The sequence below is a fragment of the Streptomyces sp. NPDC048604 genome, assembly GCF_043199435.1.
Taxonomy (GTDB): Bacteria; Actinomycetota; Actinomycetes; order Streptomycetales; family Streptomycetaceae; genus Streptomyces.
The window spans coordinates 415701-439565 of record NZ_JBICVX010000006.1 but is presented as its reverse complement, the minus strand read 5'-3'; the positions used below and the strand labels follow the sequence as shown (position 1 = coordinate 439565).

At 73.9% G+C, this 23865-nt stretch carries 25 protein-coding genes; 10 read left to right on the top strand and 15 right to left on the bottom strand.

Annotated elements, in window-relative coordinates; all coding sequences use genetic code 11:
- Positions 1 to 155: 155 nt before the first annotated feature.
- Entirely contained in the window at positions 156 to 455 is a 300-nt protein-coding gene (locus ACGFMM_RS16010) for a DUF1876 domain-containing protein (RefSeq protein WP_393646907.1), read from the bottom strand.
- 93 nt (positions 456 to 548) lie between these two features.
- Positions 549 to 1304, bottom strand: coding sequence for a VOC family protein (locus ACGFMM_RS16005; RefSeq protein WP_393646906.1), 756 nt, complete (start codon positions 1302 to 1304; stop codon positions 549 to 551).
- A 282-nt stretch (positions 1305 to 1586) separates the two neighbouring features.
- Between ACGFMM_RS16005 and ACGFMM_RS16000 the strand changes: the two genes are divergently transcribed.
- Entirely contained in the window at positions 1587 to 2192 is a 606-nt protein-coding gene (locus tag ACGFMM_RS16000) for a hypothetical protein (protein ID WP_393646905.1), read from the top strand.
- An 11-nt stretch (positions 2193 to 2203) separates the two neighbouring features.
- On the opposite strand, the gene ACGFMM_RS15995 is transcribed toward ACGFMM_RS16000, so the two are convergent.
- Both ACGFMM_RS15995 and ACGFMM_RS15990 read right to left on the bottom strand, forming a co-directional pair.
- Positions 2204 to 3667 (bottom strand): Ig-like domain-containing protein, encoded by a 1464-nt coding sequence (locus ACGFMM_RS15995; protein WP_393646959.1) that lies wholly within the window; start codon positions 3665 to 3667, stop codon positions 2204 to 2206.
- A 146-nt stretch (positions 3668 to 3813) separates the two neighbouring features.
- Positions 3814 to 4299 (bottom strand): SRPBCC family protein, encoded by a 486-nt coding sequence (locus tag ACGFMM_RS15990; protein WP_393646904.1) that lies wholly within the window; start codon positions 4297 to 4299, stop codon positions 3814 to 3816.
- Positions 4300 to 4574: 275 nt separating this feature from the next.
- Between ACGFMM_RS15990 and ACGFMM_RS15985 the strand changes: the two genes are divergently transcribed.
- From ACGFMM_RS15985 to ACGFMM_RS15965, 5 genes are all read left to right on the top strand, one after another.
- Positions 4575 to 5129: a PadR family transcriptional regulator gene (locus tag ACGFMM_RS15985; RefSeq protein ID WP_393646903.1), complete on the top strand. Its 555-nt coding sequence runs from the start codon at positions 4575 to 4577 to the stop codon at positions 5127 to 5129.
- A 156-nt stretch (positions 5130 to 5285) separates the two neighbouring features.
- Positions 5286 to 5741, top strand: a complete 456-nt coding sequence (locus tag ACGFMM_RS15980; RefSeq protein WP_393646902.1) for a peroxiredoxin — start codon at positions 5286 to 5288, stop codon at positions 5739 to 5741.
- Positions 5742 to 5854: 113 nt separating this feature from the next.
- Positions 5855 to 6298, top strand: coding sequence for an RrF2 family transcriptional regulator (locus tag ACGFMM_RS15975; protein WP_393646901.1), 444 nt, complete (start codon positions 5855 to 5857; stop codon positions 6296 to 6298).
- Positions 6299 to 6415: 117 nt separating this feature from the next.
- Complete coding sequence (locus ACGFMM_RS15970) at positions 6416 to 7597, top strand: globin domain-containing protein (RefSeq protein WP_393646900.1); 1182 nt, start codon at positions 6416 to 6418, stop codon at positions 7595 to 7597.
- A gap of 178 nt (positions 7598 to 7775) precedes the next feature.
- Positions 7776 to 8285, top strand: coding sequence for a DinB family protein (locus ACGFMM_RS15965; RefSeq protein ID WP_393646958.1), 510 nt, complete (start codon positions 7776 to 7778; stop codon positions 8283 to 8285).
- Between the two features lie 300 nt (positions 8286 to 8585).
- Here ACGFMM_RS15965 and ACGFMM_RS15960 read toward each other — a convergent pair whose 3' ends face one another.
- Positions 8586 to 9452: a nuclease gene (locus ACGFMM_RS15960; RefSeq protein WP_393646899.1), complete on the bottom strand. Its 867-nt coding sequence runs from the start codon at positions 9450 to 9452 to the stop codon at positions 8586 to 8588.
- A gap of 229 nt (positions 9453 to 9681) precedes the next feature.
- On the opposite strand from ACGFMM_RS15960, the gene ACGFMM_RS15955 reads away from it, so the two are divergent.
- A complete protein-coding gene (locus ACGFMM_RS15955; protein ID WP_393646898.1) occupies positions 9682 to 10188 on the top strand; it encodes a hypothetical protein in 507 nt (168 codons plus the stop codon).
- A 62-nt stretch (positions 10189 to 10250) separates the two neighbouring features.
- Complete coding sequence (gene secD, locus ACGFMM_RS15950; protein WP_393646897.1) at positions 10251 to 12506, top strand: protein translocase subunit SecD; 2256 nt, start codon at positions 10251 to 10253, stop codon at positions 12504 to 12506.
- A gap of 91 nt (positions 12507 to 12597) precedes the next feature.
- Here the strand turns inward: secD and ACGFMM_RS15945 are convergent, their stop codons facing one another.
- On the bottom strand, positions 12598 to 12969 hold the full coding sequence (locus ACGFMM_RS15945; RefSeq protein ID WP_393646957.1) for a hypothetical protein: 372 nt from the start codon (positions 12967 to 12969) through the stop codon (positions 12598 to 12600).
- Between the two features lie 234 nt (positions 12970 to 13203).
- On the opposite strand from ACGFMM_RS15945, the gene ACGFMM_RS15940 reads away from it, so the two are divergent.
- The gene (locus ACGFMM_RS15940; protein WP_393646956.1) at positions 13204 to 13686 is read left to right on the top strand and encodes a DUF6328 family protein; all 483 of its coding nucleotides are present in this window, start codon (positions 13204 to 13206) and stop codon (positions 13684 to 13686) included.
- A gap of 12 nt (positions 13687 to 13698) precedes the next feature.
- Here the strand turns inward: ACGFMM_RS15940 and ACGFMM_RS15935 are convergent, their stop codons facing one another.
- From ACGFMM_RS15935 to ACGFMM_RS15895, 9 genes are all read right to left on the bottom strand, one after another.
- Positions 13699 to 15267, bottom strand: a complete 1569-nt coding sequence (locus tag ACGFMM_RS15935; RefSeq protein ID WP_393646896.1) for an ATP-dependent DNA ligase — start codon at positions 15265 to 15267, stop codon at positions 13699 to 13701.
- A gap of 138 nt (positions 15268 to 15405) precedes the next feature.
- Positions 15406 to 16422: a DUF6397 family protein gene (locus ACGFMM_RS15930; protein ID WP_393646895.1), complete on the bottom strand. Its 1017-nt coding sequence runs from the start codon at positions 16420 to 16422 to the stop codon at positions 15406 to 15408.
- A 113-nt stretch (positions 16423 to 16535) separates the two neighbouring features.
- Positions 16536 to 16949, bottom strand: coding sequence for a roadblock/LC7 domain-containing protein (locus tag ACGFMM_RS15925; RefSeq protein ID WP_393646894.1), 414 nt, complete (start codon positions 16947 to 16949; stop codon positions 16536 to 16538).
- Positions 16950 to 17069: 120 nt separating this feature from the next.
- Entirely contained in the window at positions 17070 to 17810 is a 741-nt protein-coding gene (locus ACGFMM_RS15920) for a class I SAM-dependent methyltransferase (RefSeq protein WP_393646893.1), read from the bottom strand.
- A gap of 183 nt (positions 17811 to 17993) precedes the next feature.
- Positions 17994 to 18617, bottom strand: coding sequence for an ATP/GTP-binding protein (locus ACGFMM_RS15915; protein WP_393646892.1), 624 nt, complete (start codon positions 18615 to 18617; stop codon positions 17994 to 17996).
- Positions 18598 to 19026: a DUF742 domain-containing protein gene (locus tag ACGFMM_RS15910; protein WP_393646891.1), complete on the bottom strand. Its 429-nt coding sequence runs from the start codon at positions 19024 to 19026 to the stop codon at positions 18598 to 18600. The genes ACGFMM_RS15915 and ACGFMM_RS15910 overlap by 20 nt, the downstream gene beginning before the upstream one ends.
- A 21-nt stretch (positions 19027 to 19047) precedes the next feature.
- Complete coding sequence (locus ACGFMM_RS15905) at positions 19048 to 19482, bottom strand: roadblock/LC7 domain-containing protein (RefSeq protein WP_393646890.1); 435 nt, start codon at positions 19480 to 19482, stop codon at positions 19048 to 19050.
- Positions 19479 to 22133: a nitrate- and nitrite sensing domain-containing protein gene (locus tag ACGFMM_RS15900; protein ID WP_393646889.1), complete on the bottom strand. Its 2655-nt coding sequence runs from the start codon at positions 22131 to 22133 to the stop codon at positions 19479 to 19481. Before ACGFMM_RS15900 ends, ACGFMM_RS15905 begins: the two co-directional genes overlap by 4 nt.
- Before the next feature lie 83 nt (positions 22134 to 22216).
- Positions 22217 to 23044: an MHYT domain-containing protein gene (locus tag ACGFMM_RS15895; RefSeq protein ID WP_393646888.1), complete on the bottom strand. Its 828-nt coding sequence runs from the start codon at positions 23042 to 23044 to the stop codon at positions 22217 to 22219.
- A gap of 193 nt (positions 23045 to 23237) precedes the next feature.
- Here ACGFMM_RS15895 and ACGFMM_RS15890 point away from each other — a divergent pair, with 193 nt between their 5' ends.
- Positions 23238 to 23837, top strand: coding sequence for a class I SAM-dependent methyltransferase (locus ACGFMM_RS15890; RefSeq protein WP_393646887.1), 600 nt, complete (start codon positions 23238 to 23240; stop codon positions 23835 to 23837).
- Positions 23838 to 23865 lie beyond the last annotated feature (28 nt).

Genomic DNA, 23865 nt, shown 5'->3' with positions numbered 1-23865 from the left:
CACCACTCCCGTGGGACCGCGGCCGCGCCGGCATCGGCAGTCTCCCGCGTACCCGGGCAGCCCTCGACGGGGCGCGCCCTTCCGCGCGTCCCTCCGCCGCGAGCCGCTGAGCCGGCCGGCTCAGCGGCGAGGCGTCGTACGACGGGTCGGGCGGGTCAGGTGACCGCCTCCGGCCATCCGTAACCGGGGCCGGTGTGCTGCGGCACGGTGTCCGCGCCGACGGCTTCCATGTCCCGGTTGGCCACGCGCATCAGCTGCCCCGCGAGGTCCTTCATTGCACGGCTGGCCGCCAGTTCGTCGCCGATCGCGGGGACATCGACGTCCGACGGGTTGCACCGGGCTGTTCCCTTGCCGGTGATCTTCGCCGAGCCCATGTCGAGTTCCGCACGGGCCTTCGTGGTGCCCTCGTCCTCGGTCAGGTCCACGCCGACCGTCCAATGCAGCGTGCGTGTCATGGCCTGCCTCCTTGTCCGCGGGCCGTTCCTGTTCCCAGGATCCCTCCGGCGGACGGCGTACGCACTCCGCCGGCGCGGATCGCCGCCCGGACCTCAGCCGCGGGGCCGGGCGGGCGCCGCGGCACCTGCGGCGCCGATGGTGAACACCCCGCCGTCCGGGTCGCGCAGCGTCGTCCAGCGCCCTGCCGCCTCGCCGGGCGCGCCCTGGACCACGCTGCCGCCGAGCCGGACCGCGGTCTCGGTCGCCGCGGCCACGTCGGGCACCCGGAAGTGCACGTGCCAGCGCGGCCGCACCTGCGGGTCGGGGGCCTCCTCGACCGCGCCGCCGCTGAGCCGGGCGACGGCCATCCCGCCGTGTCTCAGGACCACCTGTTCGCCCTCGTACGAGACCTGGACGCAGCCGGGCCGGCCGCTCGCCCAGTCGAGCACTTCGCCGTAGAAGATCGCCGCGGCGAACGCGTCGCGGGTGCGCAGCTCCAGCCAGGCGGGTCCGCCGTCCTCGGCGTCGGAACGCCAGTCCGGGATCGCCTTGCCCTCCCAGATGCCGAAGACCGCGCCCTGCGGGTCGGCGGCGAGGGCGGCGCGGCCGGTGCCGAAGGACAGCGGGCCGACGGCGACGGTGCCGATCCGCTCGCGGATGCGGGCGGCGGCGACGTCGGCGTCGTCGACGGCGAAGTACGGGGTCCACGCCACGGGGATGGAGAGGCTGCCGGCCATGCCTCCGATGCCGGCGAGGGGCCGCCCGCCGAGGAAGGCCACGGAGAACTCGGGCCCGAGCTCGGAGGGCCGGAACCGCCAGCCCAGGACCTCGCCGTAGAAACGCTGCGCCGCCTCGAGGTCGCGTGCCATCAGGCTGACCCAGCAGGGTGCGCCGAACGCTTCGTGATGTGGTGTCGACACCGCTGCCAAACCTCATCCCTCGCGTATGACCGGACCCTGGCACGCTAACCCGGCGGCGGACGCGGCGCAGCCAGGCCCGCCGCCGGCGCCGGTGTGAAGGGCCCCTGGCCGTGCCCATTCGGCGGCCCCGGGATGCGGCCACGACGGGCCGGGGCTGTCATGGGGCTCGACGCACTCCGGCCCGCCCGGTGCGCCGGACGTGTTGCGCCTCGCCCGGACGGAGGACCGCCCATGCCCCGTAGCCACGTCGTTCGCGCGGTCCTGGTGACGTTCGTGTCGGCGCTGATGGCGCTGTCGGCGGCGTGCGGTGCGGGCGGGGCGGGAAGCGAGGGACGCCGGGGGCCCGGGTCGGGCGGCAGGCCGGAACACGGGGCGGACGAGTCCTGGTTCACCACCGCGGGCGTCACACCGGAGGACCCGGAGGTGCTGCTGCGCGAGCTGCGGGCGGGCCGGACGCCGCGCTCGCTGGGGCTGGTCCGTTCCGGGGCGGCCGCCGGGGCCACGTACGTGTACGTCAACTGGGCGTGGACGCTGTGGCCGCCGGGCCTGCGGCCGGTCGGCGTGGCGCTGACGCGGGTACGGGTGACGGACTCGACGGTGGCCGTCGGTCCGGTGCGGCGGTACGGGCGGGTGTCGGACCTGTCGCTGCGGGTGGGCGTCGAGGGCGGCGCGGCCCGTACGGCGACGCTGCGCGCCTGGGAGCGCGCCCCGCACACCTTCCCGGCCGGTGCGCCTCAGCCCCGGCGGGGGTTCAGGTTCCAGTACGTCGTGCCGGGCGAACCCGACATGGCCCCGCTGGACGTCCCGGTCGCGCGCGCCGGTGCGCACCGACCCTGACCGATGCGCCGTCAGACCTTCGGCCGCAGGGGGACGCCGGCGCCCTGATCGTCGCCGACGGCGGGGCCGAGGCTGCTGCCGCGCTGCCAGGCGGTCCAGGGGACGTTCCAGTCCCCGTAGCCGTTGTCGAAGGGGGTCATCTCCTCGCCCTGGCCGTTGACGACCTGGACGAGGTCGCCCTCGCGGACGTTGGCGTACAGCCAGGACGCGTCCTCGGTACTCATGCCGATGCAGCCGTGGCTGACGTCCTCGCTGCCCTGGGCGTCCACGGACCAGGGGGCGGCGTGCAGGTACTCGCCGCTCCAGGTGACCCGGGTGGCCCAGCGGACCTTCAGGTCGTAGAAGTCCTTGCTCTTCTTGGGGATGCCGATGGAGTCGCCGCGCATGCGGACCAGGCGTTCCTTGCCGAGGACGACCTTGATGCCGCCGCGGGTGCGGTAGCCGGCCTTGCCGGTGGTGACGGGGACGGTGCGGACGAGGTAACCGTTGCGGCGGACGGTCATGTGGTGGGTGGCGACGTCGACGACGGCCTCGACGCGGTCGCCGGTGGTGAGGGTGAGCGGCTGCGAGGGGCCTCCGACGAGACGGTCGGTGACCGGGACCCCGTCGAGCGCGGAGCGGACCCGGACGGTGGCGTGGGCGGGCCAGTACGTGCGCGGCCGGTAGTGCAGCGTGGTGGGGCCGACCCAGTGCCAGGCCCCGTCGACCCGGGGCTCCGAGGCGACCTCCAGGGCGCGTTCGACCGTGCGGCGGGCGTGCTCGTCGCCGACGGGCACGGGGTGGCTCAGCTCGGCGGTGAGCGGCTGGCCGACGCCGTATCGGCCGGGGCCGGGGCCGAGGGCGACGGTGAGCCGGCCGTCGTCGGCGCGGGCCGGGGCGGTGCTGAACTTGAGGCGCGCGAAGCGGCGTTCGCCGCTCGTGCCGCCTGGGCCGCCGGCACCGCGCGTGACGCCTGTGCCGACAGTGCCGCGCATGCCGCTTTCCCCGCCTTCGACGACGAGCCGGGCGGTGAAGCGGCTGCCTGCGGGGATCGAGCCGGCGCTGGTCCAGCGGGTCCCGTCGGGGCTCACGGCGCCGGCGACGCGGCGGCCGCGCGCGTCGGCGACGATGACTTCGGCCAGCGCGCCGGGCGACTTGAGCGTGATCTCGACCGGGCCGGCGGGCCGGGCGACCAGGACGGGTCCGCTCTCCGCCGTACCCGCCCGGGCGTGTTCGGGCCGGGCGGTGAGCACCGCCGTGCGGTGCACGGCGGCGGTCGCCGCGCAGACCCCGTCGGCGTTCGCGCAGTCGTCCAGTACGGCAGCCGCGTCGGCGAGCGTACGGGCCACGGAGACCACGGCCTTCGCGTCGCCCGCGGCGGCCCGGGCCGCGGGTTCGGCCCCGGGACCGCGGCCCGGCGACTGTCCCGCGGTGGCCAGCAGGACCACGCCCGCCACGGCCGCCGCCGCTCCCCAGCTCCTCGCGCCCCCGTGCACCGATGCCAAGGCGGCCCTCCCCGCGTCGTCCGTGTGTGGTGTCCAAGCATCAAAACGGACGCGATCGGAAAAGATGATCAACGGGCCGGGCGCGGCGCGTGTCCGGCCCCGGATACGACTCGAACGGACCAGCGCCGGGCGGCGGGTCAGCGTGCGGGCTCCGGCAGCGCCTCGCCGGTCTCCAGCAGGGTCTTGAGGCTGGAGAGCAGCACCGGCCAGCCCTCGCCGATGAGCCCGCGGATGGTGCCCCCGGGCTCCAGGTCGTCGTGCACGACCGTCAGTTTGACGATGTCGCCGGAGGGCTCGATCTCGTACGTCACCTTCGACCGCCGTTCGGCGGCGAGCCCTGCCAGCACGTCGTCGCCGATGCCGGCCATCCTCGCCCAGTCCGCGGTGAACGTGTGCCAGGTGTACGAGAGCCTGCGGCCCGGCACCGCTTCGAGCACCACCTGTTCCGGGTCCTCGGTCTTCCGGCCGTCCTCGTCCCACACCATCGCTGCCCCGGGGACCCACTCCGTCTCGAAGGCCACGCCCCAGTACTGCCGGGTGAGCTCCGGGTCGGTCAGCGCCTTCCAGAGGTCGTCGGGCGTGGTGAGGATGTACGTCGTGTAGACGAACGCGTTGCTGTCCATCGGAGTCTGCTCCCATGCCGTGTTCCGGGGCGGCGGGCGGGTCCTGCGCGGTGCGCCGGGCCGCCGCGCCCCGGGCGTGATCCTTCAGCCACTCGTTCGTACGACTGCGGGGCGAGCGGGCGCGGTCCGACACGCCGCCGGGGTCACCCGCCTCGCCCAGTGGTCCCGGACCGGCCGTCGCCGAAGGGCGGCGACGGCGGGACCTCGATCGCGTTCGTCGACCAGCGTGGATTAGGTGCGAAATCGATTAATCGCGAAAGTGCTACCTTGACTGGATGTCCCTCAAGCACGCGGTGCTGGCGGCCCTCCTGGAGGGCGAGTCCTCCGGCTACGACCTGGCCAAGTCCTTCGATGTGTCCGTGGCCAACTTCTGGGCGGCGACGCCGCAGCAGCTGTACCGGGAGCTGGACCGGCTGGCCGAGGACGGTCTCGTGGCGGCGCGCGTGGTGCAGCAGGAGCGGAGGCCGAACAAGCGGCTGTTCCGGCTGACGGACGCAGGGCGCGAGGAGCTGCACGCCTTCACGTCCGCCGAGCCGCGTCCGACGGCGATCCGAGACGAGCTGCTGGTGCAGGTGCAGGCGGTGGACGTGGGCGACGCGGAGGCGGTGCGCGGCAGCATCGAGAGGCATCTGGACCGGACGCGCGGGCGGCTGGCCCTCTTCGACCGGCTCCGGGCGAATCTGCTGGCCGGCCGGGACGAGGCCGCGTACCTGCGGGAGGCGGAGCGGGTCGGCCCGTATCTGACCCTCATGCGGGGCCGGTCGTTCGAGCAGGAGAACCTGCGCTGGGGCGAGCAGGTACTGGCGATCCTGACCGCTCGAAAGGCTTGACACGCCCGCGTCGCGCATGCTCACGGGGGGTGCGGGGCATCCGGCGTGTGAGGAGTGTGCAGGCGCAGGGCCCGGCGTCGCCCCCAGCACATACCGTCCGGTAGGGTCGCGGCGTTCCGCAGGGAGCGGGACGTTCCGGGAAGGGGCGGAAGCCTGATGAAGATCGGTGACATCGTCGAGGACTTCAGCCTGCCGGACGAGACCGGCACGGTGCGGACCCTCAGCGAGCTGCTGCAGGGCGGCCCCGTCGTGCTGTTCTTCTACCCGGCGGCGATGACCCCGGGCTGCACCGCCGAGGCCTGCCACTTCCGCGACCTGGCGGCCGAGTTCAAGGCCGCCGGCGCGCAGCCGGTCGGCGTCAGCGGCGACCCGGTGGACCGCCAGCAGGAGTTCGCGGACCGGCACACCCTCGGCTACCCGCTCCTGTCCGACCCCGAGGGCGCGGTCCGCGGCCGGTTCGGTGTGCAGCGCGGCTTCTCCATCGCCCCGACGAAGCGGGCCACCTTCGTCATCGACCAGGACCGGACGGTCCTGGAGATCGTCCGCAGCGAGTTCCGGATGAGCGCCCACGCCGACCGGGCACTGGCGGCGCTGCGCACCCGCACGAGCTGAGCCGAGCACACCCCCTCAGGTCTGGCACGCCGCCATACGACGACCGCACCGCCTTACGTCGAACACACCCCCCTTAATCCGTATCTCAGATGCGTGTTTGATACGGTCGCGTCGTGCGGTTGACGAAGTTCACCGACCTGGCGCTGCGTGCCGTCATGCGCCTGGCGGTCTCCGGGCAGGACGACTCGGCCACCACTCGCGAGGTGGCCGAGACGATGGACGTGCCGTACGCGCACATGGCCAAGGTCGTCACCCGGCTCCAGCACCTCGGAGTCGTGGAGGCACGGCGCGGGCGGAACGGCGGGCTGAGCCTGACCGAGACCGGCCGGCGCGCCTCGGTCGGCTGGCTGGTGCGGATGCTGGAGGGCGAGGAGGAGGTCGTCGCCTGCGAGGGTGATCCGCCGTGCCCGCTGCGTGCCGCATGCCGGCTGCGGGGGGCGCTCCGGTCGGCCCAGGAGGCGTTCTACAGCACGCTCGATCCGCTCACCGTCGCGGATCTGGTCGAGTCCCCCACCGGACCCGTACTGGTCGCCCTGTCCGGCACCCGTCCCGGCTGACACCCCTCCCAACCCACCCCTCCCAACCCACCCCTCCCCACAGCTCCTGCCCCCCGCTCGGGCCGTGCTTCCGCACGCTCGAAAATACGTAGATCATCTACCAGAATTGGAGTCACGATGCTCTCCGAGCAGGCCACCCCGGTCGTCCGCGCCACGCTGCCCGTGGTCGGAGCCGCCCTCGACGAGATCACCGAGCGGTTCTACGCCGGGATGTTCCGCGCCCACCCCGAGCTCCTGCGCGACGTGTTCAACCGGGGCAATCAGACCACCGGCGACCAGCGGCGCGCCCTCGCCGGCTCGATCGCCGCGTTCGCCGGGGCGCTCCTGGAGCACCCCGGCACCCGCCCCGACGTCATGCTCGGCCGGATCGCGCACAAGCACGCCTCGCTGGGCGTGACCTCCGAGCAGTACAAGATCGTGCACCAGCACCTGTTCGCCGCGATCGTGGACGTGCTCGGCGAGGCCGTCACGCCCGACGTCGCGGCGGCATGGGACGAGGTGTACTGGCTGATGGCCAACGCGCTCATCGCCCTGGAGACGGGCCTCTACGCGCAGGCCGGCGTCCCGGAGGGCGAAGTGGGGCTGCCGATGGAGATCGTGGAGCGCCACGAGGAGACCCCCGACACGGTCTCGTTCCTGCTGCGCCGCGCCGACGGACGGCCGGTCGAGGCGTTCCGCCCGGGACAGTACGTCAGCGTCCAGGTCGAACTTCCTGACGGAGCCCGGCAGATACGCCAGTACAGCCTGTCGTCGGCCCCCGGCCGCCCGCTGTGGCGGATCACGGTCAAGCGGATCGACGGCGACCCGGCCGGAGAGGTGTCGTCCTGGCTGCACGCGCACGGCGCTCCCGGTGACGTCCTGTCCGTGTCGGTCCCGTTCGGCGACCTGGTTCTGCCCGAGGGCGACGGCCCGGTCCTGCTCGCCTCGGCGGGCATCGGCAGCACGCCCATGCTGGCCATACTCGACCACCTGGTCCGCACCGGCTCCACCCGCCCGGTGACCGTCGTGCACGCCGACCGTTCCCCCGCCGCGCACGCGCACCGGAGCGAGCTGCTCAGCCTGACCGACGCGCTGCCGAACGCGCGGCTGCACCTCTGGTACGAGGAGCCGGGCGACTCCGGCGCACGCGAGGGCCGCGCCGAGGTCGGCCTGCTGGACCTGCCGGCCGGCACCACCGCGTACCTCTGTGGCCCGCTCCCGTTCATGCGGGCCGTGCGCGGCGATCTGCTGGGCCGGGGACTCCCGGCGGCCGACGTCCACTACGAGGTGTTCGGCCCGGACCTCTGGCTCGGGGCCTGACGACCCCGATAATCGCCTATTCGCTTATTCGCTGGCGGACGCCGTCGGGGCGCACCACGATGCCGGGATGGACTCCGACAGGCACGACGAGCACGCCCGGCATGGTGAACGGGAGCGCGCGCACGAGCGCGCGGCGGCAGAGCCGACGCGGTGGACGCCCGCGACCGTTCACACCGACATGTGGGTGGATCCCGACGACGATCCGCGCGAGAGCGATGCCGTCACGACCGACGAACGCGGCGCGCTGCTGGACGGGCTGCGGCACTTCCGTCTCACCCTGGAGATGAAGTGCGCGGGCCTGGACCCCGAGCAGATGGCCCGGCGCTCGGTTCCGCCGTCGACGATGTCCCTGCTCGGGCTGGTGCGACACATGGCCGAGGACGAGCGACACTTCCGCCGGCTCGCGGGCGAGGACTCGCCCCGGATCTACCGCACTGCCGAGGACCGCGACGCCGACTGGAATGGCGCGGTCGCCGATCCGGCGGTGGTGGAGGAGGCGTGGCGCCGGTGGCGGTCTGAGATCGAACTGACCGACCGCTTCGTCGCCGGCTTCGCCGACCTGGGCGCCCGGCCCGGCGGTGAGGGGCAGCTGCGCGAGATCCTCATGATGCAGATCTCGGAGTACGCGCGGCACTGCGGCCACGCCGACCTGCTGCGCGAGAGGATCGACGGCCGCGTGGGCCAGTGAACACGGCCCGACGCGGTCACCGTGCCTCTTCGGCGTCGCTGCCGCTTCGCCCCATGTCTCTGCCGCTTCGCCACGGGGTACGACAGAGCCCCGGCTGGACGGGGGATTCCAGCCGGGGCCGTTGTCGTGGCCGGAGCGTTGCCTTACCCGGGGGGGAAGGGGCAGGCACGCCATGTATTCACGGCCACATCTGAATGAACGATAAACCATGCTCCGGTGTTCCGGACTTCTCCCCCTCTTCGGTGTGAGTCACCTCACGACGCCACCCACCGGGCATTTCCCCCCGGCACCCGTCCCCGCTCAGCGCTCCTCGAAGACCAGATCCTCCGGCGGCCGCGTCAGACGCACCGTCGCGTCGGCGACCTCGACGACGGTGTCCAGACCGGTGAACTGTCCGCGCGAGAGCACCAGCACCCGGTCGCGGCGCTGGGCGAGAAAGGCGCGGAAACCGGCGAGCGAGGGGTCGCCGGCGCCGATCGCGAGGTAGTCCGCGAGCCGCCGGAACAGCTTCGGCAGCAGGACCGCGCCGTCCGTCAGCGCCACGATGCCGTCGATCTTCGCCCCGGACACGGTCTGGTCGGCCGGCCAGAGCCCCCGTCCCGCCTCGCGCGCGGCGAGCACCGCGGCGGTGAGTTCGTCTCGCAGGTCGTGGAAGAGCTTGGTGTAGTACGTCGGATAGGCCAGGCCCTCGGCGAGCTGGTGGTGGTTGGCGCTGGCCCGCAGCAACTCGGGGCCGAGGTGCAGCAGGGTGCCGCTGGGCGCGGGGGCGGTCCCCCGCCCGGCTATGGCGACGCAGCGGCCGTGCAGATCCGCGCCGCGGGTGAAGAGGTACCCCGGAGCGGCGGCGGGTTCCGCGGCGTCGACCGTGCCGTGCTCGTCGCGCAGGACTCCGGTGAAGCCGAGCCAGGCGATCAGCGCGTCGGCGGCGGCCCCGGCGAACGGCGCGGGCTGGTGCAGCTCGGCGCCGCCGGGCGGACGGTAGTGCGTCTCGAGGGCGTCGATCCCGTCGAGCCGGAGCTGCGCGCCTCCGGCGCTGTTGCGGCGGACGCGGTTCCGGCCGCCCACGAGGTCCCAGTGGGCCGGGTCGTGGGGGTGGAAGCGTACCGAATCGCCGTCGGGGCGGGCCCCGGCGATCCGGTACGTTCCCTCGATCACGAGCATGGGCATGGTCGCCTCCCCCGGTGCCGGGGCTCGGGCGGTCCCCACCGCGGGAACACCGCGCCCGGCCGCCGTGCACCGCGCGTTCAGCATCGGGCGGGCGCCGGGCGGTGAACAGCCCTGCGGCAACGGCGATTTACGGAGCCCTGCCCTCCGGCGCAGGGGGCGCGCGCGTGGTCTAGGCTGAGGCGTTCGGACGAGGGGGGTGGGTCGTATGCGCGGACGGTCGCGTCACGCGGTGACGGCTGCCCTGACGTTCGTGGCGTCGGCGCTCTGGTCGCTGTTCCTCGTCCTCGCGGGCGGAGGTGAGGCCTCCGCCGCCGCGCCGGTCACGCTGCCGACGTCCCCGTCCGCCTCCCTGCGCGTGTCGATGTCCCCCGCGGGCCCCGCGACCTCGTCCGTGTCAGGCCCCGCGCCCTCGTCCGTCGTCGGCCCCATGACCTCGTCCGTCGTGCCTCGCACGGCGACGCCCGGGCAGGCCGCCACCGCCCCCGCGACGCAGGCGACCCGCGTGGTGCGGGCCGAGCAGAGCGGGCGTCACGCGGCGGAGCAGGACGTGTCGGCTCCCGCGCACGGAGCGCAGCCGCCGCTGCCGCCGCCTCCGGCGGCCGGGGTCGTCGCCACCTCGTATCGCGCGCCGGTCCTGCCCGGACCGCTCGCCGAGGTCCGGCGCGAGCGGGCACCGCCCGCCGCCCCGTACCAGCCGCGGCTCAGCCGTGGCCCGCCCTCTCCGCGGAGCAGTTGAGGTCCCGCGGCGCTACGGCCTGCCCGTAGCCCGCTCCGCCCAGACTCTTCCGTGGAGCATCCTTGTCCTCACGTCATTGGCGCGCGCTCGTCGCGCTCGCAGTCGTCGCCCTGTCCCTCTTCTTCGCCCTGACCACCGCGCCCCGGCTCGGCCTCGATCTGCGCGGCGGCACCCGCATCGTCCTGGAGACCCAGGACTCGCCCACCGTCGTCGCCGACGCGGCCGCCACCCAGCGGACCCTCGAAGTACTGCGGCAGCGGGTGGACGCGCTCGGGGTCGCCGAGCCGTCGCTCGCGCGGTCCGGAGAGCGGCGGATCGTGATCGAACTGCCCGGCGTCCGCGATCCGCGCGAGGCCGCCGAGGCCATCGGCCGTCCCGCCCAGCTGGCCTTCCGTCCGGTGACCGGCGAGAGCGCCACCGGGTCCGCGACGGCGCTCGCGGACCCCGACGCCCCGGGCCGCTTCCTCCAGTTGGGACCGGCCGCGCTGACCGGTGACGGGGTGAAGAGCGCGCGAGCCGTCGTCGACCCGCAGAGCGGCGGGCGGTGGAACGTCGACCTCGCGTTCCACGGCGAGGCGGGGAAGGAGTGGTCGCGGCTGACCGGCCGGGCGGCCTGCGCCGCGCCCGGCGATCCGGCCCGGCGGGTCGCGGTGGTCCTGGACGGGCGGATCGTGTCCGCGCCCGGCATGCAGCAGTCGGTGGCCTGCGGGGCGGGGATCCCTGGCGGGTCCGCGACGATCACCGGCGGCTTCGACGCCGCCGAGGCCCGGGAGCTGGCCGCCCTGATCGAGGGCGGAGCGCTGCCGGTGCCGGTGACGGCCGTCGAGCAGAGCACGGTCGGCCCGACGCTGGGCGCCGAGGCCGTACGGGCGAGCGCCTGGGCCGCGCTGATCGGACTGGCGTGCACGGGCCTGTTCGTGGTGTTCGTGTACCGGCTGCTCGGCGCCCTCGCGACCTGCGCGCTCGCGCTCTACGGGCTGATCTCGTACGCGGCCGTCGTCACCCTCGGCGCGACGCTCACCCTGCCCGGCCTCGCCGGTTTCGTCCTGGCCGTGGGCATGGCGGTGGACGCGAATGTGCTCGTCTTCGAACGGGCCAGGGAGGAGTACGCGCTGCGGCGCGTACCGGACGCGGACCGCGCGCTGCGGACCGGTTTCGCGAAGGCGTGGACCGCTGTCGTGGACTCGAACGTGACGACGCTCCTGGCCGCCGGGCTCCTGTTCGTCTTCGCGACCGGTCCGGTGAAGGGCTTCGGCGTGACGCTGGCGATCGGTGTACTGGCCGCGATGGTGTCGACGCTGGTCATCACGAGGGTCCTCGCCGACTGGGCGGTGCGGACCCGGTTCGTGCGGCTGCGGCCGGGGATCACCGGCATCGCCTCGACCGGGCGGGTGCGGGACTGGCTGGACCGCCGTCGGCCCCGGCTGATGCGCCGGCGACGGCTGTGGCTGGGCTCCTGCGCCGCTCTGCTGCTGGTCGCGCTGGCCGGGATCGGGCTGCGGGGCCTCGAGTTCGGCGTGGAGTTCACGGGCGGGCGCCTGGTGGAGTACGCGACGAGCCGGCCGGTCGACGCGGACACGGCCCGCACGGCGGTGGCGGACGCGGGCTTCCCGGAAGCCGTGGTGCAGTCCTCGGGCGACGACGGAATCACCGTACGGACCGGGGAACTCGCCAACGACGAGCAGGAGCGCATCCGCACGGCGCTGTCGGCCCCCGGCGGCACGGTCACCGTCGAGCGGGACGAGGCGGTCGGCCCGAGCCTGGGCGACGAACTGCGCGGCAAGGCGCTGATCGCGCTGGGCGTGGCCGTCGCGGCCCAACTCGTCTATCTGAGCGTCCGGTTCCGCTGGACGATGGCGACGGCGGCGGTCGCCTCCATGGTGCAGGACGTCCTGCTCGTCGTGGGGCTCTTCGCCTGGCTGGGCCGGCCGGTCGACAGCGTCTTCCTCGCGGCGCTGCTGACAGTGGTGGGGTACTCGGTGAACGACACCGTCGTCGTCCTCGACCGGCTCCGCGAACTGCGCCGCGCCCACCCGCAGGGGGCCTGGCCGGACCTCGCCGACCGGGCGGTGCTGCAGACCGTGCCGCGCACAGTGAACACCGGCATGGGCGCGATCTTCGTCCTGGTCGCCCTGGCCGTGCTCGGCGGCGACTCGCTGGCCGACTTCTCGGTGGCGCTGCTCGCCGGCGTGGTCGCCGGCGTCGGCTCCACGGTGTTCACCGCGATGCCGCTCGCGGTGATCCTGGAGACCCACCGCCCGGCCCCACCGCGCCCGGCCCGCCGCCCCGCCCGCACGGGCACGGGCGCGGTGGTCTGAGCGACAGAGGCGCGGCTATTGAGCCGATGGGGTCCCTGAGACCCGAGGCCCCCGGGGCGGAGTTCCACACCGCCCCGGGGCCCCGGAAGGGTCATCGGGAGGCGAGCAGGAGGCGGGCCTCGGTCTCCTGGTCTCCGGAGACCGATTCCAGCGACCGCACGTCGAAGGACTGCGCCAGCACCTTCTCGATCTCGTCGACCGCGTGGTACCCGCCGGTGAGGAGCACGGGAACTTCGCTGGACAGATGCATCGGGCGGGCCGCCGCGCCCCGTGACGCCGCCGTGTCGAAGGTGGCCATCCACACGGTCGGCGCGGGGACCTGCGGCACCCGCTCGGCCGTCGGCGGATCATCGATCGCGTAGACCCGGTCGAGGGCCTCGAACACCGCCCTGGCGTCCTCGCCGGAGCAGCTCAGCTGCACGGTGACATCGGTGTCGATGTGTCGGTCGTCCACGTCCTTCATCTCCTCCCGGCCCCCTCCGGCGTCACCCTCCAGCATCACCCCGCCCCCGCCGCTCCGCGAGCCCTCACCCGGCCGGCCCAGCGCCGGCGGTCCCCGCGCCCGCTCCGGGTACGGCTTCCGCAGGGGCCGCCCGGCGGGGGCCGCCGAGACCGAGGAGGCCGCATGTCCGGGCAGGAACGAGACCGTGCCGACAGCGGCGACCCGGACCGTCGGCCCGACCGGGGCGGCCAGGGCATGGACGGCCTGTACCACGGCCGGCGGGAGACGCCGAACGAGCGGGCGGACCGCCGCTGGAGCGAGTTGATGCAGGAGATCCGCGTCGCCCAGACCGGTGTTCAGGTCCTGCTCGGCTTCCTGTTCACCGTCGTCTTCGCCCCGCGCTTCGTGGACCTGACGTCGAGCGACCGCACGCTCTACGTCGCGACGGTGGCCTTCGGCTCCGCCGCCACCGGCGCGCTGATCGGGCCGGTCTCGCTCCACCGAATCGTCGCGGGCCGGCGCCTCAAGCCGCAGGCGGTGAAGTGGACCTCCCGGCTCATCGCCGTCGGGCTCGCGCTGCTGCTCGCCACCCTCGGCTCGGCCCTGCTGCTGGTCCTCCGTTTCGCGACGCGCGCCCCGTACGTGCCGTGGTTGGTGTCAGGTCTGGTCGTCTGGTACCTCCTCTGCTGGTACGTGCTTCCGCTCTGGGCCCGCCGCTGCTACACCAGCGACGACTGAGCCGACCGAGGTTCAGCCGACGCCCTCGGCGCCGGCTGGGCCGCCGCCCGTGAGCCGGTCGACGGCGTCGGCCTCGTCGGCCCGCTTGTCCGGCCGGTACCGCACGACCCGGGCGAACCGGAGCGTGACCCCGGCCGGGTAGCGCGAGGACCGCTGGACTCCGTCGTACGCGATCTCCACAACGAGCTCCGGCCGCACCCGGACGGTGAACCCGTCGTCCTCGACGGCGCGTTCCCTCAGCTGCTCGGTCTGCCACCGCAGCACCTGGTCGGTGAGCCCTTTGAACGTCTTGCCCAGCATCACGAAGCCTCCGTCGGCGGTCCGCGCACCGAGGTGCAGGTTGGACAGCAGGCCGGTGCGGCGGCCGTGCCCCCACTCGGCGGCGAGGACGACGAGGTCGAGCGTGTGGACGGGTTTGACCTTCAACCAGGTGCGGCCCCGGCGCCCCGCGACGTACGGCGCGTCCAGCGCCTTCACCAGCACGCCCTCGTGGCCCCGGCGCAGGGTCTCGGCGAAGAACTCCTCGGCTGCCTCCTTCTGTTCGGCGGACGTGGCGTCGTCGACAACGGTCCGGCGCACCCTCAGGTGCTCCGGCAGGAGTCGGGCGAGCGCGGAGTGCCTGCGCTCCCCCGACTCGTCGATCAGGGTCTCGCCTCCGACGGCCAGGACGTCGAAGAAGACCGGTGACAGCGGTCGGGTGGTGCGGGCGGTGTCGACATCGACGCGGGAGCCGACCCGGGAGGCGGTGTCCTGGAAGGCCAGCGGCCGGCCCTCCTCGTCCAGCGCGAGCACCTCCCCGTCGAGAACGAACGAGTCCGCCACGAGTCCCCGGGCCACCGCCACCACCTCCGGCAGCCGGCCCGTGATGTCGTCGAGCGACCGGGTGTAGACCGTGACCACGTCGCCGAGCCGGTGCACCTGGATGCGGATGCCGTCGAGCTTCTCCTCCACGACGCAGCGTCCCAGCGCGTCGACCGCCTCGCCGACCGATCCTGCCGTGTGGGCCAGCATCGGCTGCACGGGACTGCCGACCCGGAGCGAGAACGTCTCCAGCACCGCCGCACCTTCGGCGAGCACCGCCCGGGCCACCCGCGGCAGCGAACCCTCCAGCATCACCGCACGCCGCAACCGGTCCGCCGGCACGCCGGCCGCCCGCGCGACGCCCTCCAGAGCGATCGCGTCGAGCGCGCCCTGCCGCACCTCCCCACCGAGCAACCGGAGCAGGAACTCCTGCTCCCCCTGCGTCGCCGACGCCATCAGCTCCCGGACCCGCCGGAGCCGCTCGGCCTGCGCCCCCGCGCCCGACACGGTCGCCAGCTCCGTCATCGCGGCGTCCGTCTCGGTCAGCGTCAGCGCCGGCTGTTCGGCAGGTTCGATCTGCGGCGGAACCGCCTGCTTCAGCACGCTCCACCCCACGCCGATCCGTCCCTGCGGCAGGCTTCCGGCGAGATAGGCGATGACCAGCGGACTCTCCTCCGGCTCCGCCTCGGCGAACAGCCCTGCCAACGCTTCGATCTTCTCGGACCGCTTGGAGGTAGCGGCGACCTGACGGGAAACGTCCGCGAGACGCACCAGCAGCATGCGCCCATGGTCCCCGCCTCAGCCCGCCCCCGCACGCGCTGGGCCAGCGGCGTCGACGGAGACGGCAGCCGACTGCAGCCGCGTCCGCCGGCCCGGCCCACATCCGCCTGTACCCGTCAGCCCCGCTCCCTCAGGCAGTCATCCCCGTCTCCCCGACTCCGCCCATCGCCCGGCCTCGGCCGGGCACTCCTCGGACCGAGGGCCGCGGCGTAGCCTCAGCCGGGTCAGCAGGCCGCGCGAGTTCGTCGGCGGCCGCACCGACTCCCGCGTCCGCCTGCCGCTTCGCGGCCGCACGCCGGCCGTGGGCGCCGGTGCGGGTGGTCGAGACGTCCGGGCCGTCGGCCGCGGCGCGGCCTGGAGGAGGCGCGCCTCCTCCAGGGCCATGGCCAGGCTCGTCCGGTGCCACAAGATCTCGTCGGGGTCGTCGGCCACCATCAGCCGGTCGGCGACCTCCCGGGCCGATGCCCCCTCGGGCAGCCCGGGCGGCAGCGGTGGCCTGAGCCGCAGCAGGAACGACCGCTCGTACGGATCCCCGACGACCTGGGCGAGCTGCACCGGATCCAGCAGGGAGGCGATGGCCGCCGCCCTCTCCCAGGGGTCGTCCGTGGCCCGCAGCAGCAGTCCGAGCCTCCTGGCCCGCCAGTTCCTCGGCCGCCGGTCCTCGCCCGCGGCCCTCCGGTCGCGGGCCTCGCGGCCCATCCTGGCCGTCAGCAGCCCGGGATGCTCCTCGGCGAATTCCCGGAGTTCCCCCGCGAGATAGAGCCAGACGACGGTGTTGTAGCGGTTCAGGTAGAACCGCACCGGCCTGATGTGCCCGGTGCGCGCAAGCCAGGTGAAGCGCTCCGCCGAGACGGACAGTAACTGCGCCGCCTCCGCCGTGCCCACCGCGCGCACACGCTCGCGCAGCCCCTCCGGGAAGTCCGGGGCCGCGCACAACCGCTCGATCTCGTCGGTCTCCACCCGGATCCGCGGCCCGGTCCCCGGCAGGGTGCGCACCAGCCCCATCTGCACGGCGAGCTCGAACTCGTCCCACTTCAGGGCCAGTCGGTGCGCCGCCGGCCCCGGCGACAGCGCCGAAGCGCCCGTCTCCGCGTTCTGCGCGTCGTGCTGCGTGTCGTGCTGCGCGTGCAGCTGTGTGCCTTCGGTCGTGGTCATCACGATCCTCCCCCGCGAGTGATACTTACCCTCGGTGACGATCGTAGCTCAGAGTGACCGAACGCGTCGAGGTGCGCCCTGCCCTGTGGACAACTCGCCACGCACTCCCCGGATCAGCGTTCGGCGACCCCCGCCACCCCCGGCTGCCGCGCCGCCACGCCGAGGTGCTCGCCGACCCGGTTGACCAGCAGCGTCATCTCGTACGCGACCTGACCGACGTCCGCCTCCGCCGCACTCAGCACACACAGACAGCTGCCCTCGCCGGCCGCCGTCACGAACAGCATCGCGTCGTCGAACTCCACCATCGTCTGGCGCGCCTTGCCCGCCCGGAAATGCCGGCCCGAGCCCCGCGCCAGACTGTGCAGCCCGGACGACACCGCCGCGAGATGCTCGGCGTCCTCCCGCTCCAGTCCCGCGCTCGCCCCCGTGACCAGCCCGTCGTTCGACAGCACCAGCGCGTGCCGGATGTACTCCACCCGTCGCGTCAGGTCATCGAGGAGCCAGTCAAGCCCCTTGTCCAGCGCCATCTTCGGTCCTCCCCGTTGCTGCGGCCCCGTTTCACAGGCTCCGCGTGTCCCGCGTAAGCCTTACGCACAGTCGTGAACTGGGCAAGCATCACGGTTAGTTCCGTCTCGGCGCGGCGGAGCTTACGGTTTGCGGGCTACCCAGAGCAGTTCCGCCGGCCAGCGGTGTGCCCAGTCGGGTGGGTCGGTTTCGTTGTAGCCGTTGGGTGTTCCGAGTTCGGGCCGCGGCTCGATGAGGTCGTCGATGACGAGACCCGCGCCGCGCAGGACCTTGACCCAGCCGCCGTAGGTGAGCTGATAGCTGGTCGCGCCGTCGTCTTCGGCGATGGTGTTCAGCCCGAAGTAGTCCTGCTGCAGCGTCGTGGTCACGCGGCCGGCGGCTTCGTCGTAGCAGGCTTCGAACCATGGACTGGCGACGTTGAACACCAGGCGCCCGCCTCGGCCCAAGACGCGTGCGGCCTGCGGGACGGCCAGGTGCGGGGGTGCCCAGCTGAGTCCACCGAAGTCGCAGAACACCAGGTCGAAGCTGTCGGCGGCGAAGGGGAGTTGTTCGGCGGCGCCTTGCACCAGCGGATAGCGGTCCGCTCCCATCGCGGCGACCGCTGCGGCAAGTTGGGCTTCGGACAGGTCGAGCCCGACCACGGTGGCGCCCTCGGCGGCGAGCGCCCTGGACCACTGGCCGGCGCCGCAGCCGAGTTCGAGGACGCGCTTGCGGGTGACATCACCCAGGGCGTGCAGGTGCGCGTCGGGGATGGAGTACATGCCCCACAGCCGTGGTGCGGCGCCGATTTGCGGGTCGTGCTCGTGCTGATAGGCGCTGCTGATCCGGTTCCAGAGCCGCCGGTTGGCGGGGATGCTGTCCACGTGCCGACTCCAGCACTGCCTGCCAGGAGCGGTCAACACGATGAGGGCACTGGCCGGCCCTCGCCTCGGTCCGGCTCTCGCTCTGGCTCGGCCCATGATCCACCGGACGAGTCCTGGCCCGGTAGCCCCCGTAGCGCCCGTGGCTCCCAGTAGCGCCCGACAAGGACTCCCGGGTCCCGGAAGCTACCCGACCGAGTCCAGCAGCCGCGCCGTGTGCATCCGGCCCGCGTACTCCACCAGCCGGATCAGGACCTCCTTGCCCGAGTCGCGGTCCCTCGCGTCGCACAGCACCACCGGCGTCCCCCGGTCCAGGTCGAGCGCCTGCGACACCTCGTGCGCCCCGTAGTTCCGGGCGCCGGCGAAGCAGTTCACGGCCACCACGAACGGAATCCGCCGGTGCTCGAAGTAGTCCACCGCGGGGAAGCAGTCCTCCAGGCGCCGCGTGTCGGCGAGTACGACCGCGCCGAGCGCGCCCTGTGCCAGCTCGTCCCACAGGAACCAGAACCGGTCCTGCCCCGGCGTGCCGAACAGATACAGGGACAGCCCCGCACGGATCGTGATGCGGCCGAAGTCCATCGCCACCGTCGTGGTGGTCTTCTGCGCGACCCCGTCGGTGTCGTCGACCGACTCCCCGACCTGGCTGAGCTGTTCCTCGGTGCGCAGCGGGCGGATCTCGCTGACCGCGCCGACCAGGGTGGTCTTGCCGACGCCGAACCCGCCGGCGACGAGGATCTTCAGGGCGAGGGGAGCGGTGTCCGCGCCCGCGCCGTTGCCGGCGAAGCTGCTGTCAGAGCGCTCGGAGGCCATCGATCACTTCTTTCAGGATCCGCTCGTCGGGGAGCTGTGCGGGTGGTACGGGCCGGCTGACCTTCACGAAGCCGGATTCGAGCAGGTCGCCGAGGAGCACCCGGACCACGCCCACGGGCAGGTCGGCGTCCGCGGCGAGTTCGGCCACGGACTGCGTCTCGGCCCGGCAGAGGGCGAGCAGTGTCCGGTGCTCGGGGCCGAGGAGCGACTCCTCGGCCGCGCCCGGCGGGTCGTCGTCCACGACGACGAGCGCGATGAGGTCGAACCGCACGTTGCTCGGTCCGGGCTTGGTCCGGCCGCCGGTCATCGCGTACGGGCGGACCAGCGGGCCGGCCTCGGCGTCGTACCACTGGCCGCCCGGCAGCGCTCCGTGCCCGCCTCCGCCGGCGGTGGTGCTGTGGTGGTTCATGGGTGTCTCCGGGGGTCCGGGTCAGCCGGCGGCCGGCGGGGTCGCCGTCACGCGGGGCGGCGTGTACAGGTGCTCGCCCACGCGCTTGACCAGGCGTGCCATCTCGTACGCGATCAGGCCGATGTCGGCGGCGACGGAGCTGAGCACGGCGAGGCAGGAGCCGTCGCCGGCGGCCGCGACGAACAGGAAGCCGTCGTCCATCTCGACCATCGTCTGCCGCACCCCGCCGGTGCCGAACTGGCGTCCGGCGCCCTTCGCGAGGCTCTGGAAGCCGGAGGCGATGGCTGCCAGATGCTCCGCGTCCTCGCGGCTCAGGCCCCTGGACGCGCCGATCGCCAGCCCGTCGTTCGACAGCACCACGGTGTGCCGGACCTCGCGGACCCGGGCGACGAGGTCGTCGAGCAGCCAATCGAGTTCACCGGAGCGGTGCTGGGCCACCCTGTCGTGGTCGATCATGCGTCGTCTCCTTCGCTGCCGTCAGTGCCGAAACCTGTGCCGAGCGGTCTGCGGGCCCCGGGCACGGCTCCGCCGCCGCGGGCCCAGCCCTCGCGGTACGCGGTCATCCGGTCCCTGACCTGTTCCGGGGTGCGCTCGCCTCGCCCGTCGGCCGCCGGACCCCGGGTCGAGGGCTGGTCGGACCGGGGCGCCTCGCGCAGTTGTGGGACGAGGCTGGCCTGCCGTACGCGCCGGGGCAGGGCCCCATCCGCGCCGCCTTGCGGCTCCATGGCCGGCTCCACCGCCGGCTCCTGCATCGGCTCCTGCATCGGCTCCGGCACCGGCCGCGTCTCCGCAGTCGGCGCGCTGCGCAGGCGCAGCGTCGTGACCGGTGCCGGGGGCTGCTCGTCCGCGCCGCGTCCTGTGTCCGCACCACCGTCGGCTCCCCACAGGGCGCGGCGCGGGGACTGGGCGATCGGGGGCATCGGCCGCTGGGCCGGCACCCCTGCCCGCTCCACGCGCTCCACGCGCTCCTCCGGCTCCCCCGCCTCGCTCGCCTCCCCGGCATCGCGGCTCCCCGGCGGCAGCGCGCCCTGGAGCAGCGCCGTGGGAATCAGTACGACCGCGGTCGTACCGCCGTACGGGGAGGTGCGCAGGTGGACCTTGACGTCGTGGCGGGAGGCGAGCCGGCTGACCACGAAGAGCCCGAGCCGGTCGCTGTCGAACAGGTCCAGGGCCTCGGACTGGCGGATGCGGCTGTTGGCCTCGGCGAGGGTGTCCGGCCCCATGCCGAGCCCGCGGTCCTCGATCTCCAGCGCGTAGCCGTTGCCGACGGGCTCGCCGCTGATCCGGACCTTGGTGTGCGGCGGCGAGAACTGGGCCGCGTTCTCGATCAGTTCGGCCAGGAGGTGGGTCAGGTCGGCCACGGCGGCGCCGACGACGGCCGTCTCCGGGAGCCGCCGGACCTCGACCCGGGCGTAGTCCTCGATCTCCGAGACCGCGGCCCGCACCACATTGGTGAGCTGCACGGGCAGCCGCCAGGCCCGCCCGGGGGCCGCGCCGGACAGGATGATCAGGCTCTCGGCGTGCCGCCGCATGCGGGTGGTCAGGTGGTCGAGCCGGAACAGGTCGCCCAGTTCGTTGGGGTCGTCGACCCGGCGCTCCATGCTGTCGAGCAGGTTGAGCTGGCGGTGGACGAGTACCTGGCTGCGCCGGGCGAGGTTGACGAAGACGCCGGAGATCCCGCTGGCGAGTTCGGCGCGTTCGACGGCGGCACCGAGCGCGGCCCGGTGGACGGTGGCGAGCGCCTCGCCGACCTGGCCGATCTCGTCCTGCGCCGGGCGTCCGGGCGGGGCTTCGGCGGCCACGTCGATCTCCTCGCCGGCGCGCAGCCGCCGCATGGCGTCCGGGAGTTTGCGGCGGGCGATCGCGAGGGCGGTGTTGCGCAGGCCGATCAGCTCGACGACGAGTCCGCGGCCGATGCGTACGGAGATGACGAGGGAGGCGGCGACGGCGGCCAGGCCGAGCAGCACCGCCGCGCCGCCGGCGGTGAACAGACCGCCGGCGAACGGGTCGGCCGCCTCCGCCGCAGCCCGCCGGGCGTCCCGCTCGACGGCGGCGAGCCCGTCGCGTACGGCGGCGTGGGCGGCGTCCCAGGTGGCGGCGGGGACCGCCTGGGCGGCGCGACGGCCGGCGGGGGCGGCGACGATGCGGTCCTCTGCGGCGCTCAGCTGCCGGTGTCCGTCCCGGCCGGCGAGGGCGCGCCAGTCGTCGCGGGCGTCGCCGCGCAGGTCCGCGGTGGCCGCGGCGAGCAGGGTACGGCGGTTGGCGACGGCCCCGCTGAACAGGCGGAGCCGCGGCGCGCCGAGGCTTCCGGTCAGCTGCGCGGAGCCGAGCAGGGCGTCCTCGCGGGACAGCATCTCGCCGGCGCGGGCGAACTCGAGCAGGACGCGCGCGTCCGCGCCGGGCCGGGAGTCCTGCAGCGCGGCGAGCGCGCCGCCGACCTCGAAGGCGGTGGCGATGGCGTCGGTGTAGGCCGTGTAGACCCGGTCGCCGTCGGCGGTGCCGTCCGTCGCGCCGGTGCGCAGGGGGCGCAGGGCCTCGGTCTGCCGGACGAAGCGGCCGACGCGTTCGCCGAGTTCGGACGGCAGGTCGCCGGTGTCGCCGACGGTGTGGCCGTCGCCGAGCCGGAGCCGGGAAATCGCGGCGTCGGTACGGCCTGCCTGTGCCTTCAGCTCGGCGGCGCGGCCGGCTCCAGGGGAGGCGATCTGGCGTACGGCGGCACGGCGTTCGGCCTGGAGGGCGGTGACGGCCTGGGCGACGGGTCCGCGGATGTCGGCGTCGACGCGCTGGAGCTGGCGCAGGCGGGAGACGTCCTGCGCGGTGGTGACGGTGGCGAATCCCCACAGGGCGAGCAGCGACACCACGGGGACCATGAGCAGCGACACGATCTTCGCGCGGACGGTCCTGGGGCGCATTCCGTGCCGTCGTCGCTCGGTCGCCGTCCCGGCGCCCTGCGCCGCGTCGCCTGCCGGGACTTCGCGTGACGCCGCGGGCGGGGGCGTCTCGTCGGCCGGCGGTCCTGCGTGAGCCCGTCGTCCGCGCTCCTTGGGTCCGGGCGCGGGCGCCGGCGGCTGCGCCGTGGCGTCGGGGGTGTTGCGGGGAGTTCGCATGGCCTCCTCGTTCCGGGTGCGTGCGGATGTGGTGCGGGTGCGCCGCGTCAAGCGGGGCCGGCGCGCCAGGCAGGGCCGTTGCCTCAGGCGGGGCCGTTGCCGACCGTCTCCCGGAAGCCGGGCGGCGCGACGTCCACGGCCCGCTCGTCCGGTTCGGCCAGGCGCTCGGCTGTGGCGTACGCGGCGCGTTCCCTGGCGGTGGGCGAGAGGGCGACGAAGGCGGAGGTGATGAACAGGTAGGAGCCGAGGCCGACGGCGAGGGGGAAGATGAACTGCATCGCCGCGGTCCCGGCCAGGGCGCCGGAGGACGGCACGACCTCGACCTCGACTGCGAACATGCCGGTGTAGTGCATGCTGCTGACAGCGGCGCCCATGACGAGCGAGGCGACGGCGACGGCGATCGGCGCGTGGATGTTGAGGGCCGCCCACAGGGCCGCGGTCGCGGCGACGACGGCGATGGCGACGGAAAGCGCGACGAGCACAGGGTCGTAGTGGACGCTGCCGTGGAGGCGCAGCGCGGCCATGCCCATGTAATGCATGCTCGCGACGCCGACGCCGGTGGTGAGTCCGCCGATCAGCAGGGAGCGGAGGCGTTCGCGGCCGTAGCCGACGGCGAAGACGCCGGCTCCGACGACGACCATGGCGACGATCAGGCTGAGGATGGTGAGCGGTACGTCGTAGCGGATGTCGGTGCCGGTGACGCCGAATCCGAGCATCGCCACGAAGTGCATCGTCCAGATGCCGGTGCCTATGGCGGAGGCGGCGGTGAGCAGCCAGTTGCGGCGTGATCGGCCGCTCGCCTCCAGGGCTCGTACGGTGCAGCGCAGGCCGAGGGCGGCGCCGATGCAGGCCATCGCGTACGACAGCACGGGGGTCAGCCAGCCGAAGGTGGCGTGGTCCAGGTGTCCCATGACTCGGGGACGCTAGGGGGGCAGGGGCGCACGCTGGGGGCGCATTTCGAAAGCTGATGGAATATGACAGAGAGATGGTCTGGAACGATCGCACCGGACTCGAACGAGTGCACCGAACTTTCACCGTAAGGACGGACGAAACCACCGGATCGAGGGACGGGACGGCGGCCCCCGGGTGCGGGATCATGGACATATGAGCGACGACCCGAAAGACGTCCAGGAGTTCTTCGGCGTACGCGCCGCCGGCTGGGACACCCGCTTCCCCGACGACGGCCCGGCCTACGCCGCCGCGGTGGCGGAACTGGGCCTGCGCCCCGGCGACTCCGTCCTCGACGCCGGCTGCGGCACCGGCCGCGCCCTCCCTCCGCTGCGCGAGGCGGTCGGCCCGCAGGGCACGGTGATCGGCGCGGACCTGACGGCGCAGATGCTGACGGCAGCCGTCGACGCCGGCCGTGACGAGGGCGTCCTGCTGGTACGCACCGACGTGACCCGGCTGCCCGTGCGCTCGGGCGCCCTGGACGCGGTGTTCGGGGCGGGGCTCATATCCCATCTGCCCGATCCGGCGGCCGATCTGCGGGAGTTGGCGCGGACGGTCCGGCCCGGCGGGCGGCTCGCCCTCTTCCACCCGGTCGGCCGCGCCGCGCTCGCCGCCCGGCACGGCCGGCAGCTCACCCCGGACGACCTGCGGGCCGAGCCCAACCTCCGCCCCCTGCTGGCCGGTTCGGGCTGGCGGATGGAGACCTACGTGGACGAGGACGACCGCTACCTGGTGCTGGCCGTCCGCAAGGACTGAGGAACGGATTCGGGGTCGGCGCCGGCCG

Bases quoted from the DNA above. Each gene is read 5' to 3' on its own strand.
- ACGFMM_RS15910 (WP_393646891.1), bottom strand. From the start codon at position 19,026: ATGAACCACCACAGCACCACCGCCGGCGGAGGCGGGCACGGAGCGCTG.
- ACGFMM_RS15985 (WP_393646903.1), top strand. From the start codon at position 4,575: ATGTCCCTCAAGCACGCGGTGCTGGCGGCCCTCCTGGAGGGCGAGTCC.
- ACGFMM_RS15965 (WP_393646958.1), top strand. From the start codon at position 7,776: ATGTGGGTGGATCCCGACGACGATCCGCGCGAGAGCGATGCCGTCACG.
- ACGFMM_RS15990 (WP_393646904.1), bottom strand. From the start codon at position 4,299: ATGGACAGCAACGCGTTCGTCTACACGACGTACATCCTCACCACGCCC.
- ACGFMM_RS15890 (WP_393646887.1), top strand. From the start codon at position 23,238: ATGAGCGACGACCCGAAAGACGTCCAGGAGTTCTTCGGCGTACGCGCC.
- ACGFMM_RS15940 (WP_393646956.1), top strand. From the start codon at position 13,204: ATGGACGGCCTGTACCACGGCCGGCGGGAGACGCCGAACGAGCGGGCG.
- ACGFMM_RS15915 (WP_393646892.1), bottom strand. From the start codon at position 18,617: ATGGCCTCCGAGCGCTCTGACAGCAGCTTCGCCGGCAACGGCGCGGGC.
- ACGFMM_RS15925 (WP_393646894.1), bottom strand. From the start codon at position 16,949: ATGGCGCTGGACAAGGGGCTTGACTGGCTCCTCGATGACCTGACGCGA.
- ACGFMM_RS15935 (WP_393646896.1), bottom strand. From the start codon at position 15,267: ATGCTGCTGGTGCGTCTCGCGGACGTTTCCCGTCAGGTCGCCGCTACC.
- ACGFMM_RS15960 (WP_393646899.1), bottom strand. From the start codon at position 9,452: ATGCCCATGCTCGTGATCGAGGGAACGTACCGGATCGCCGGGGCCCGC.
- ACGFMM_RS16000 (WP_393646905.1), top strand. From the start codon at position 1,587: ATGCCCCGTAGCCACGTCGTTCGCGCGGTCCTGGTGACGTTCGTGTCG.
- ACGFMM_RS16010 (WP_393646907.1), bottom strand. From the start codon at position 455: ATGACACGCACGCTGCATTGGACGGTCGGCGTGGACCTGACCGAGGAC.
- ACGFMM_RS15945 (WP_393646957.1), bottom strand. From the start codon at position 12,969: ATGAAGGACGTGGACGACCGACACATCGACACCGATGTCACCGTGCAG.
- ACGFMM_RS15900 (WP_393646889.1), bottom strand. From the start codon at position 22,133: ATGCGAACTCCCCGCAACACCCCCGACGCCACGGCGCAGCCGCCGGCG.
- ACGFMM_RS16005 (WP_393646906.1), bottom strand. From the start codon at position 1,304: ATGGCACGCGACCTCGAGGCGGCGCAGCGTTTCTACGGCGAGGTCCTG.
- ACGFMM_RS15930 (WP_393646895.1), bottom strand. From the start codon at position 16,422: ATGACCACGACCGAAGGCACACAGCTGCACGCGCAGCACGACACGCAG.
- ACGFMM_RS15980 (WP_393646902.1), top strand. From the start codon at position 5,286: ATGAAGATCGGTGACATCGTCGAGGACTTCAGCCTGCCGGACGAGACC.
- ACGFMM_RS15905 (WP_393646890.1), bottom strand. From the start codon at position 19,482: ATGATCGACCACGACAGGGTGGCCCAGCACCGCTCCGGTGAACTCGAT.
- ACGFMM_RS15895 (WP_393646888.1), bottom strand. From the start codon at position 23,044: ATGGGACACCTGGACCACGCCACCTTCGGCTGGCTGACCCCCGTGCTG.
- ACGFMM_RS15970 (WP_393646900.1), top strand. From the start codon at position 6,416: ATGCTCTCCGAGCAGGCCACCCCGGTCGTCCGCGCCACGCTGCCCGTG.